Origin of the sequence: Microterricola pindariensis (assembly GCF_002936985.1) — a bacterium.
In the GTDB taxonomy this organism is placed as follows: domain Bacteria; phylum Actinomycetota; class Actinomycetes; order Actinomycetales; family Microbacteriaceae; genus Microterricola; species Microterricola pindariensis.
In genome coordinates this window covers 1-10,540 of sequence record NZ_MPZN01000025.1, presented here as the reverse complement: position 1 = coordinate 10,540, position 10,540 = coordinate 1, and the positions used below count along the sequence as shown (strand labels likewise).

Annotated in this window: 10 protein-coding genes and 1 pseudogene; 5 read left to right on the top strand and 6 right to left on the bottom strand. The window is 71.7% G+C overall.

Features of this window, described 5'->3' with window-relative positions; translation table 11 throughout:
• Positions 1 to 48: 48 nt before the first annotated feature.
• On the bottom strand, positions 49 to 567 hold the full coding sequence (locus GY24_RS09090) for a rhodanese-like domain-containing protein (protein ID WP_104475342.1): 519 nt from the start codon (positions 565 to 567) through the stop codon (positions 49 to 51).
• A gap of 152 nt (positions 568 to 719) precedes the next feature.
• Between GY24_RS09090 and GY24_RS09085 the strand changes: the two genes are divergently transcribed.
• The 4 genes from GY24_RS09085 (at position 720) to GY24_RS09075 (ending at position 4,540) form a co-directional block, all read left to right on the top strand.
• Positions 720 to 1,298, top strand: coding sequence for a dihydrofolate reductase family protein (locus GY24_RS09085; RefSeq protein ID WP_104475341.1), 579 nt, complete (start codon positions 720 to 722; stop codon positions 1,296 to 1,298).
• Between the two features lie 333 nt (positions 1,299 to 1,631).
• Positions 1,632 to 1,934: an acylphosphatase gene (locus GY24_RS09080; protein WP_104475340.1), complete on the top strand. Its 303-nt coding sequence runs from the start codon at positions 1,632 to 1,634 to the stop codon at positions 1,932 to 1,934.
• 56 nt (positions 1,935 to 1,990) lie between these two features.
• The gene (locus GY24_RS17645) at positions 1,991 to 2,143 is read left to right on the top strand and encodes a hypothetical protein (protein ID WP_161498715.1); all 153 of its coding nucleotides are present in this window, start codon (positions 1,991 to 1,993) and stop codon (positions 2,141 to 2,143) included.
• 201 nt (positions 2,144 to 2,344) lie between these two features.
• Entirely contained in the window at positions 2,345 to 4,540 is a 2,196-nt protein-coding gene (locus GY24_RS09075) for a RecQ family ATP-dependent DNA helicase (protein ID WP_233279288.1), read from the top strand.
• 270 nt (positions 4,541 to 4,810) lie between these two features.
• Here the strand turns inward: GY24_RS09075 and GY24_RS09070 are convergent, their stop codons facing one another.
• The 5 genes from GY24_RS09070 to GY24_RS09050 form a co-directional block, all read right to left on the bottom strand.
• Positions 4,811 to 6,229, bottom strand: coding sequence for an HNH endonuclease signature motif containing protein (locus GY24_RS09070; RefSeq protein WP_104475339.1), 1,419 nt, complete (start codon positions 6,227 to 6,229; stop codon positions 4,811 to 4,813).
• A gap of 491 nt (positions 6,230 to 6,720) precedes the next feature.
• Positions 6,721 to 7,575: an NAD(P)H-binding protein gene (locus GY24_RS09065; RefSeq protein ID WP_104475338.1), complete on the bottom strand. Its 855-nt coding sequence runs from the start codon at positions 7,573 to 7,575 to the stop codon at positions 6,721 to 6,723.
• Positions 7,576 to 7,638: 63 nt separating this feature from the next.
• Complete coding sequence (locus tag GY24_RS09060; RefSeq protein WP_104475337.1) at positions 7,639 to 7,869, bottom strand: hypothetical protein; 231 nt, start codon at positions 7,867 to 7,869, stop codon at positions 7,639 to 7,641.
• 36 nt (positions 7,870 to 7,905) lie between these two features.
• Positions 7,906 to 9,336: a M18 family aminopeptidase gene (locus GY24_RS09055; RefSeq protein ID WP_104475336.1), complete on the bottom strand. Its 1,431-nt coding sequence runs from the start codon at positions 9,334 to 9,336 to the stop codon at positions 7,906 to 7,908.
• Between the two features lie 197 nt (positions 9,337 to 9,533).
• Positions 9,534 to 10,058 (bottom strand): nucleoside deaminase, encoded by a 525-nt coding sequence (locus GY24_RS09050; protein WP_104475335.1) that lies wholly within the window; start codon positions 10,056 to 10,058, stop codon positions 9,534 to 9,536.
• Between the two features lie 78 nt (positions 10,059 to 10,136).
• Here GY24_RS09050 and GY24_RS09045 point away from each other — a divergent pair.
• Positions 10,137 to 10,540: pseudogene (locus GY24_RS09045) on the top strand (oligopeptidase B); the annotation flags it as partial.

The window sequence follows — 10,540 nt, the reverse complement described above, 5'->3', positions numbered from 1 at the left end:
GGTGGGGCACAGGGGAAAATCAGAATGTTCCCAGCCTCGGCGCGAGCGCTAGCAGTCGCAGCGGATGCCGGCGGCCCCCGTGCCCGACGAGACCGGGCCGACCAGCGGGTCCATCGGACCGGCTGCGGTGCCGGCATCCGTCTCCACCGGGTAGCCCTCCCTGGCCCAGTACTCGAAGCCGCCGATCATTTCGCGCACCGCGTAGCCCTGCAGGGAGAGGGCGAGGGCCGCCTTGGTGCTGCCGTTGCATCCGGGGCTCCAGCAGTAGACGACGACGTTCGTCCCGGCGGGCAGGAGCGCCGCGGCCCCGCCGGCGATCCGGGCGGTCGGCAGGTGCACGGCCCCGGCGGCGCGCCCCTGCGCCCAGGCCGCATCGCTGCGGGTGTCGACCAGCACGAAGCTCTGGTCGCCCGCTTCGAGCTCGGCCCAGACGTCGGAGGCGTCGGTCTCGAACGCGAGCTTCGCCCGGAAGTGGGCGACCGCCTCGTCCCGACTGGCGGCCGGCTCCGCGCCGAAGATGGGCGCGACGGGGGAAGCGGGGGACGCGGTGAGCTGGCTGGCTGTCATGCGCCCATGATGCCGGATGACGCCCGCGGGCGCCGCCAACGCTTGACAGCGTGTTGGCCCCGACCTAGGTTCGCCACTGCCGGGTGTCCCGGGCGGATGCCGCGGCATCCGCCCGTCGCGTCGGACCGGCGGCTCGGAGAGGGAGAAGGACCATGAGGATTGTGAGCTTGGGGATGCAGATCACCCTGGACGGTTTTGTCGCTGGGCCGGAGGGCGAGCTGGACTGGGCGATGGAACGGCTCGATGACGAGCTGTTCGCGCACCAGGAGGTGCTGATGCAGGGCTCGGACACGATGCTGCTTGGGCGGGTGAACTACCTCGACCAGGCCGCCTACTGGCCGACGGCCACGGAGCCGCTGGCGAAGATCCTGAACGCCCAGCAGAAGATCGTCTTCTCGACCACGCTGAAGAGCGTGGACTGGGAGAACTCGCGCCTGGCCAAGGCGTCGCCGGCCAAGGAGATCGCCGCGCTGCGCTCCACGAAGGGGACGGCGATCAGCGTCGCCGGCGGCTCCCGGTTCGCCCAGTCGCTGTTCCGGGAGCACCTGATCGACGAGGTGCGCTTGTACGTGCACCCGATCGCGCTCGGACACGGCATCCCGCTCTTCGCCGAGCAGATCAAGCTCGAGCTGATCGGCACCCGCCGCTTCGCCAACGGCACCCTGCTGAACAGCTACCGCGACCCGCTCTCCGCCGCGTCGAAGGCGGGCGCGACGACCCCCGCCGACTGAGAATCGAACGGGTACTCCCCCACGGCGGCTCGAGGGAGCGAGGAACGAGCGACCGAAGCCGCGCAGCCAACACGACCAGGCAGGAACCGGTTGTTGGCTTCGGTCGCTGGCGCTCCCTCGAGCCAACGGGAACTCCCCACGGCGGCTCGAGGGAGCGAGGAACGAGCGACCGAAGCCGCGCAGTCACCACGACCAGGCAGGAACCGGTTGTTGGCTTCGGTCGCAGGCTCCCTCGAGCCAACGGGACTAGGCAGGCTCCGGATGTTGGCTTCGGTCGCTGGCGCTCCCTCGAGCCAACGGGAGGGGGACGCGGGCCGAGCGTAGGATGCCGACATGAACGAGCCTCCCCGCGAGCCGGTTGCGAAGCACGTCCTCGTGCACGGCCTCGTGCAGGGCGTCGGATTCCGCTACACCGCCCGCGCCGAGGCGGAGCGGCTCGGCGTCTCCGGCTGGGTGCGCAACCGCTCCGACGGCGCCGTCGAGGCCGAGGTCCGCGGCGGCGCCGAGGCGGTGGCACACATGCTGGACTGGCTTGGTCGCGGGCCGCTCGGATCCGACGTCTCGTCGATCGAGGTCAGCGACGCGCCCGACGCCACGCCGCGGCATCCGTCTGCGGAATTTCGCATCCTTCCGTGACGCGGCGCTCAGCGCGCGCTCGGCGAGTGCCCAGCAACCGGATTTAGCCTGATCGTATGACCCAGGAAATGTGGTGGATCCCCCTGTCGGCATCCGGGCTTCTCGTGCCCATGCTGCTCGGCCTCGTCGCGCCCAGACGCCGCGCCGTTCCCGTACGGGTCGCGCGCCAGGCCGACCCCCGCCGCGACGCCGGCAGCCTCCGCCGCTAGCTCCGGCTTCTCCGGCCGCGCGATTGGCCGTGTGCGGGGCACGATGTCAGCGGCGTCTGTCAGGCTGTAGCCGTGAACAACATGCAGAACGCAGACGTGCAAAACACAGACGTGCAGAACGCCGACGTGCAGAACACAGACGTGCAGAGCGCCGAGCAGCCCGCGGCCGCCGCCTACTCCCCCGACTCTGGTGCCGGCGGCATCCGCCCCGCCGCCCTCGCCGCGCTGCGCGCCCTCGTCGGGCGGCCGGACGCCGACTTCCACGACGGCCAGTTCGAGGCGATCCAGGCCCTCGTCGCCGAGCGCCGCCGCGCCCTCGTCGTGCAGCGCACCGGCTGGGGCAAGTCCGCGGTCTACTTCGTGGCCACCAAGCTTCTGCGCGACGCCGGGGCCGGCCCCACCATCCTCGTCTCGCCGCTGCTCGCCCTCATGCGCGACCAGGTGGCCGCCGCCGCCCGTGCCGGGGTGCGCGCCGTCTCAATCAACTCCGCCAACGCCCACGAGTGGGGCGCCGTGCTCGAGCAACTGCGCGCCGACGAGGTCGACGTGCTGCTCGTCTCCCCCGAGCGCCTGAACAACCCGCGCTTCCGCGACGAGCAGCTGCCCGCGCTGATCGACCGGGTCGGCCTGCTCGTCGTCGACGAGGCGCACTGCATCAGCGACTGGGGCCACGACTTCCGCCCCGACTACCGGCGTCTGCGCGAGCTGATCGCCGAGATGCCGGCCGGCGTGCCCGTGCTCGCGACGACGGCGACCGCCAACAGCCGTGTGGTGACGGATGTCGCCGAGCAGCTCTCCGTGGCTGCCTCGCACGGCGACCCGGCCGACGCCGCCCCGGTGCTCACCATCCGCGGCCCACTCGCGCGCGCCTCGCTGCGCCTCGGCGTGCTGCGCCTGCCCGACGCGAAGGCGCGCATGGCCTGGTTGCTCAGCCACCTGGCCGAGTTGCCCGGCAGCGGCATCATCTACTCGCTGACCGTCGCCGCTGCCGAGGACACCGCCCGGCTGCTGCGCGAGGCCGGCCATTCCGTCTACGCGTACACCGGGCAGACCGACACCGACGAGCGGGAGGCGCTCGAGGGCCAGCTGAAGCGCAACGAGCTCAAGGCACTCGTCGCCACCAGTGCGCTCGGCATGGGCTTCGACAAGCCCGACCTCGGGTTCGTGCTGCACCTCGGCGCCCCCTCCTCCCCCGTCGCCTACTACCAGCAGGTCGGCCGCGCCGGCCGCGCCACCGACAACGCCGACGTTCTGTTGCTGCCCGGCGTCGAAGACGAGGCGATCTGGACGTACTTCGCCACTTCCTCGATGCCCGACGAGGAGAAGGCTCAGGCCGTGCTGAGCGCGCTCGCGCAGAGCGAGCGGCCCCTCTCCACCCCGGCGCTGGAGTCCATCGTCGACCTGCGCCGCTCCCGGCTGGAACTGCTGCTCAAGGTGCTCGACGTCGACGGCGCCGTGCGCCGGGTGCAGGGCGGCTGGAGCTCCACCGGGCAGCCGTGGGTCTACGACCGGGAGCGTTACGCGCGCATCGCCGCCGAGCGCGTCGCCGAGCAGCGCTCCATGATCGAGTACGAGCGCACCACGGAGTGCCGGATGGCGTTCCTGCAGCGCGCCCTCGACGACGACACCGCGGTGCCGTGCGGGCGCTGCGACAACTGTGCGGGCATCTGGTACCCGGTTGATGTGGCCGCGGATGCCGCGGCCAGCGCCAGCGCTTCCCTCGACCGCGTCGGCGTGGCCATCGAGCCGCGCGCCCAGTGGCCCACCGGGGTGGCCTCGCTCGGCGTGCCGGTGAAGGGCAACATCCCACCCGGCGAGCGGCTGGAGCCCGGCCGGGCGCTGGCCCGGCTGAGCGACCTCGGCTGGGGCGGCCCACTGCGGGCGATCTTCGCTCCGAGCGCCGCCGAGCAGGAGGCGTTTCGACAGGCTCAAGCAGCGGGAGAGTTTGGCTCCCCCCACGATGCCAGCCCGAGCGACGCCCCGGCGACGCCTGCCCTCCTGCAGGCCTGCGTGCGGGTGCTCGCCGAGTGGGGTTGGGAGGAGCGCCCGGCCGCGGTCGTCGCGATGCCGTCGCGCCGGCATCCGCAGCTCGTCGGCTCGGTGGCGCAGGCCATCTCTGAGCGCGGCCGGCTGCCACTGCTCGGCACCCTGGACTGGGCCAACGGGGGCCCGACCGGGGGCTCCGGCGGCAACAGCGCCTACCGGCTCTCCAACGTCTGGGACCGTTTCGCCGTCGGACCGGAGCTAGCCTCCGCACTGGAACAGTACGCTGGCCGTCCCATCCTGCTCGTCGACGACATCGCCGACAGCCGGTGGACCCTGACCATCGCCGGTCGGCTGCTGCGCCAGCGCGGGGCCGGCGCGGTGCTGCCGTTCACCCTGGCGCTGCAGGCCTGACCCGGCTGCGCCGCACAGGTACAGGTACAGGCGGCGCCTAGGCCGTGCCTCGTCATGCCCTCGTCCAGCTCGTGCTCACCCGGACGACGACCGCGCATCGATCTGTCCGGGCGAACCTGTCGAATCGAGTGGCGGGACCGCACCGCTGGTTCGCATCGACGAGAACGGGCCACCCGGGTCGAGATCCTGCGGACTCACTCATCGAGTAGATCTCGGGCACGGGCTCGGCAGTTGACCGGTGGGCGGGTGTGGTTCGACTCGGCCGGCGCCCTACTCGACGAGGACGGGCTGGCGCTCCCGCTGGCGCTCGAGGAGGTCGGCCAGCTGGGTGCGGGACTTGGTGGATCTTCGCCACGGCGTCTCGGCGTCGGTGCGGCCGTTCCGGAGCCAGGGCGGCGGCTTCACGAACGGGACGCCGTCGATCATCAGGATCAGCCAGCCGCTCGTCTCGATCGTGCGGTGGTGGAACCAGCAGAGCAGCACCCCATTGCAGGTCTCGGTCTCCCCGCCGTCCCGGTACGCGATCACGTGGTGGATCTCCGACCAGGCCGCCGGGATCGTGCAGCCGGGGATGATGCAGCCGCCATCGCGGAGGCTGATCGCCCGCCGCTGCGCCGCGTTGAACACCCGATCGGTGCTGCTCAGGCTGACCAGGCGCCCGTCGTCGTCGATCAGCACGTGCTGCTGCCCGCCCGCGCAGATGAACTGCTCGATCGCGCGGAGGGAGATCGGCGCCTCGCAGCCCTCGATGAACCCGGACCCGCTGTGGGCATCGAGGTCGGCCTGCCGCACCGACACCAGCACCGTCGGGGCCGCCCCGCCCATCGTCGGGGCGGCCGCGCTGCGGGCGGCCCCGTCGATCAGACTCGCGAACACGTCGTGCCGGGCCTGCGCGGTGGCGCGCGGGTCCTTCGGCTGGTCCGGGTCGGCCTCGGCGAAGCTGGGCTTCGAGCGCGGGCTCAGGTACGCGTTCAGCAGGGTCTCGAACTTCGCGTCGACCTCCGGCAGCAACGCCATCCTGCGGTGCACCAGCCCGTCCCGGGTCAGCCCGCCACTGATGCCGCGGGCGGCCATCGCCCGCTCCTCGGCCGGGATCGTGCCGTCCTCGTCGAGGACGCTCTCCCAGACCCGGGCCTGGCCGCGGACCTCGTCGGCGGCAAACGGCAGCGGGGACTCCACGGTGGGGCGGGTCGCCGCGGCGACGAGCGCCTGCTCGGCGAGCTCGACGTTGAGGTCGCCGACCCGGCCGCGGATGGGGTCGAGGGTGTCGATGATCGCCGCCGCGCTGTCGTAGCCGAGGGTGCCGGAGCGGAGGGCGTCGGCGACCTGTTCGAAGCGGGCCGGCATCGTGTCGCCGGTCAGTGCGGTGCGGGCGCGGGTCGCCGCCCCGAGGCGCATCCGCTGGGTGAGGCTGCGCTCGGAGGCCAGGGTGGTCCGGGCGAGGAGCTCGACCCCGTTGCGGCAGCCCTTCCTGGCCGACAAGCGGTCCTCGCCGAGCTCCCGGCGGGAGCGGAACGCGACCTCGCCGGCGGCGCGGATGCGGAGCGCGTCGGCGAGCCGGCCGACAGCCTCGGCCGTCGCGGTGAGCTCGAGCAGGGCGTCATCGCGCAGCATCCGCTCATCGGAGCCGGCGAGTGCGCGGGCCAGGAGAGACTGTGCCTCTGCCAGCTGCCCCGCCGCGTTTTCCATGCTCCAATTCTACGGCGGAATGCAAGTGAATCCCGAGAAAAATGCCTGATGTGGATAACTTTTCACGCAGTGTCGGTGGGGTGCGGTAGCGTCGGAAGTGGCGCCGCGTTCGGGCGGGAAACCGGGCTTCGGTCGCTCGTTCCTCGCTCCCTCAGCCGACGTGGAGAGAGGGCCCAGCCGACGCGGGAAGAGTGGCCCGGCCAACGTGGGGAGAGGGGCTCTAGAGTTGCACGCCGGCTGGAGGGAGCGCCAGCGACCGAAGCCCCGACACGGCGTGAGACAGGTGACGCTCGCGGGAGACTCAACCAGCGGCACGGCGACGCGAACAGGTCGGAAGCCGGGCTTCGGTCTCTCGTTCCTCGCTCGCTCAGCCGACGTGGGGCAGGCTCCCTCATCCGATGTGGGGCAGGCTCAACGAGCGGGGCTGTTTCGTCTGGCCTCGCCAGCGGAGCCGATGGGAGTGACGGGACTGATCGCTGAGAGAGAATCGGCTAGCCCGGCGCGGGCGGCAGCAGGTCTGCGAGGCTGCGCGCCGGGTGCCCGGTGAGCCGGCGTACATCGTTGCTCACCGCGGCCAGCGAGCCGTCGGCGATCGCCGTGTATGTACTCACCCAGGCGTCCAGCTGCCACTGCTCCACCCCGTAGTGGGCGCGCGAGGCATAGGCCTCCTCGATCGTCTCGTTCTGGAAGGTCAGCCCCGTGGCCGCAGCGATCTCGTCGAGGGTGAGCGCCTCCGGCCCGGTGAGAGTGTACGTCGCGTCCAGGTGGGACGGCAGGTCGCGGATGACGGCGACGGCGGCATCCGCGACATCCGCGCGCGCCACCGCGGCGACCCGCCCCTGCCCGGCCGGGCCGCGGATCACGCCGTTCTCGTCGGCGAAGTGCGGCAGCAGGTCAAGGTAGAGGTTGTCTCGGAGGAAGGTGAAGCGCATGCCGCTGGCCCGGATGACCTCCTCCGTGTAGGCGTGGTCCTGTGCGAGGGTGAACGTCGCCCCGGGATCGGCCCCGACGAACGAGGTGTAGACGATGTGCGGGACGCCGGCGTTTGTGGCGGCTCGCACGAACTGGCGGTGCTGCTCGCGCCGGTCGGCCGACTCGGTCGCCGACACCATGAAGACGACGTCGAGCTCGCCGAGGTCGACGGCCGTGACCGAGTCGTAGGAGGCCTGGACCACCTCGATCGCTGAGAGCACGTCGCCGTTGGCGACCCCGTCGAGGCTCGGCAGCCTGGCCGGGTCACGCGTGATGAGCCGAAGCGTCTGGTCTGGCACCGGCCCCGCAACCAGGGCTTTGGTGACGAGGCCGCCGATGTAGCCGGTGGATCCTGTGATGCCGATGCGCGTCATGGGGGCACTCTAATGCCGAACCCTGTCAGTGCGAACAGCTCCGCCCGAATCCGGCAGCACCCGTCAGGACTGCGTGCTCAGCTGCCCGGCTTCAGCCTGGGCCCCGGGCAGCTCGTCGACAAAGGGGCCGCGCGGCATGACCACGATCAGCAGCGTGGCGATCGGCCCGAGCAGCAGTGAGAGCAGCCACCAGTTGAAACGGCCGCGCCCTTTCGACTCCGCCAGCCCCGCATTGATGAGCGAAAGGGTGAACCAGATTCCGCCGCCGCCGAGGCCTTCGATGCTCAGATCCATGGCGCCAAGTATGGCGTGCTGCGTAAAGATCCGGCGCTATGCCCCGCGGAGGAACGCGGTGATGGCGCGGCTGAGCGCCACGGCGTCGTCCACGTGCACGAGCTCGCGGGCCGAGTGCATCGACAGCAGCGGCACGCCGACGTCGACGGTGCGGATGCCGAGGCGGGTGGCCGTGAGCGGTCCGATCGTCGAGCCGCACGGCACGGTGTTGTTCGAGACGAACTCCTGGAACGAGACGCCGGCCGCCGCGCAGGAGCGCACCCAGAGGGCGGCGCCGGCGGCATCCGTCGCGTAGCGCTGGTTGGCGTTGATCTTCAACAGCGGTCCGCCGCCCGCGTGTGGGCGCACGTTCGGGTCGTGCCGCTCGCCGTAGTTCGGGTGCACGGCGTGGCCGGCATCGGCGGAGACGCACCAGGAGCCGGCGAACGCCTGCAGCTGCTGCGAGGCGGTCGCGCCGAGGCCGTCGGCGATGCGGCTGAGCACGTCGGCCAGGAACGGGCCGGAGGCGCCAGAGCGGGTCTCGGAGCCGAGCTCCTCGTGGTCGAAGGCGGCGAGCACGCTGATGTGCTGAACGGTTGCGGGCGTGCGGGAGGGCGCTGCGGCATCCGCCCCGCTCGGCGCCGTCGCGAGGGAGGCGACGTCGATCAGGGCGACGAGGGCGGCGTAGACGGAGCTGAGGTTGTCCATGCGGCCGGAGGCGAAGAGTGCCTCGTTCAGGCCGAAGCGGGCGGGCGCCGCGGTGTCGGCGGTGAGGATGTCGTAGCCGGCGACGTCTTCGGGGTTCAGCCCGGCGAGGCCGGCGAGGTGGCCGAGGAGGTCGGCCTCAATCGGGTCGCCGATGCCCCAGACCGGCTGGGTGTGCCGCTGCTTGTCGAGCGTCAGGCCGTCATTGACGCCGCGGTCGAGGTGGATCGCGAGCTGCGGGATGCGCAGGAACGGGCCGGTGCGCACCAGGTGTGCGTGGCCGTCGCGGGTGACGAGGCGGCCGGCGAGCTCGAGCTCGCGGTCGAGCCAGGAGTTCAGTAGCGGGCCGCCGTAGACCTCGACGCCGGCCTGCAGCCAGCCGTTCGACCCGGTGGTCGGCTTCGGCTTGAGCTTGAATCCGGGCGAGTCGGTGTGCGCGCCGAGGATGCGGAACGGGGTGGTGGGGCCGGATGCCGCGGGCTGCACCCACGCGATGATCGCGCCGTCGCGCACCACGAAGTAGCGGCCGGGGGCGTCGCCGTCGGTGCTGTCGTCGCTGTTGTCGTCGCTGCTGTCGTCGCTGGTGTTGTCGTCGCTCGCACCGGCATCCGCTGCGGGCCTCGGCCACGCCGCCGTCTCGTCCAGGCCCGTGAATCCGGCCTCAGCCAGTCGCCGCGCGACCTCGGCGGCCGCGTGGTACGACGACGGCGAGGCCTGGATGAAGCGGGCGAAATCTTCGATGTAGGCGGTGGTGTAGACATCGGCACTGACTTCAAGATTCATGAGTCCATCCAAGCAGACCTGCGCGACGCGCAGCGTCGCGAAAGGCGGCAGCCCAACCCAAGGAATCCTCTGGACAGTTACCGTTGCTCGCCGGGTTTCGACAAGCTCAACCAACGGGCCCGGGGTTTCGCCGAGCTCAACCAGCGGGAGCGACGCGGGCGGCTACACCCAGAACGCGTCATGCACGACGCGGGCGGCTACACCCAGAACCCGTCGTGCACGGCGCGGGCCTCGGCGGCGAGTGCCTCGGCCGGGCCGACGACGACGGTCGGGCGCTGCCCGGCGGCGAACACCTCGCGACAGGGCAGCCGCATGGTGGGATTCTCCGGGTTGGCGCCGGTGATCGCGTACAGCTCCGCCTCGGCGAGCGCGTAGACGACCCGGCCGATGCCGGACCAGTAGATCGCGCCGGAGCACATCGCGCACGGCTCGCAGCTCGTGTACAGCGTGCACGAGTCCAGCTCCGCCGGCGTGTAGTCGCGGGAGGCCAGGCGCACGAGGTTGGTCTCGGCGTGGCCGGTCGCGTCCCCGGTGGTGACGACCGTGTTCTCGGCCTCGAGCAACACCGAGCCGGCGGCATCCGTCAACACGGCCCCGAAGGGATGGTTGCCATGGCTGCGGGAGCGCTCGGCGACCCGGATGGAATCGAGCAGCCGGTCGAGGTCGCGCGGCCCGGGCTCGGCGGGGGGCGGCACGGCGCGGGCAGGGGAATCGCTCGTCATGCGCCCATTCTGCACGCGCACCCCCGCGTTCGCGAGCGAAACCACCCACCGGATGCGCTTCAGGCTTACCCTGAAGACATGCTCACGCCACCGCTTGCCGCCCAGGTTCCGACGGAACGCGTTCACCACGGCGACGTCTACGTCGACAACTACGAGTGGATGCGCGACAAAGACAGCCCCGCCGTTCAGGCGCACCTGCACGCGGAGAACGCGTACACGAAGGCCCGCACCTCCCACCTGAGCATCCTGCAGGAGCAGCTCTTCGAGGAGATCAAGGCGCGCACACAGGAGACCGACCTCAGCGTGCCCGTGCGCCGCGGCGACTGGTGGTACTTCACCCGCACCATCGAGGGCCAGCAGTACGGCGTGCACTGCCGGGCCCCCATTGCGGATGCCGACGACTGGACTCCCCCGACGATCGCCGCGCCCGCCGCCCCGGACGCCGGGGCCGCCGGGGCCGCCGGGGCCGCGGGGGCCGCCGG

Bases quoted from the DNA above. Each gene is read 5' to 3' on its own strand.
- GY24_RS09090 (WP_104475342.1), bottom strand. From the start codon at position 567: ATGACAGCCAGCCAGCTCACCGCGTCCCCCGCTTCCCCCGTCGCGCCC.
- GY24_RS09085 (WP_104475341.1), top strand. From the start codon at position 720: ATGAGGATTGTGAGCTTGGGGATGCAGATCACCCTGGACGGTTTTGTC.
- GY24_RS09080 (WP_104475340.1), top strand. From the start codon at position 1,632: ATGAACGAGCCTCCCCGCGAGCCGGTTGCGAAGCACGTCCTCGTGCAC.
- GY24_RS17645 (WP_161498715.1), top strand. From the start codon at position 1,991: ATGACCCAGGAAATGTGGTGGATCCCCCTGTCGGCATCCGGGCTTCTC.
- GY24_RS09070 (WP_104475339.1), bottom strand. From the start codon at position 6,229: ATGGAAAACGCGGCGGGGCAGCTGGCAGAGGCACAGTCTCTCCTGGCC.
- GY24_RS09065 (WP_104475338.1), bottom strand. From the start codon at position 7,575: ATGACGCGCATCGGCATCACAGGATCCACCGGCTACATCGGCGGCCTC.
- GY24_RS09060 (WP_104475337.1), bottom strand. From the start codon at position 7,869: ATGGATCTGAGCATCGAAGGCCTCGGCGGCGGCGGAATCTGGTTCACC.
- GY24_RS09055 (WP_104475336.1), bottom strand. From the start codon at position 9,336: ATGAATCTTGAAGTCAGTGCCGATGTCTACACCACCGCCTACATCGAA.
- GY24_RS09050 (WP_104475335.1), bottom strand. From the start codon at position 10,058: ATGACGAGCGATTCCCCTGCCCGCGCCGTGCCGCCCCCCGCCGAGCCC.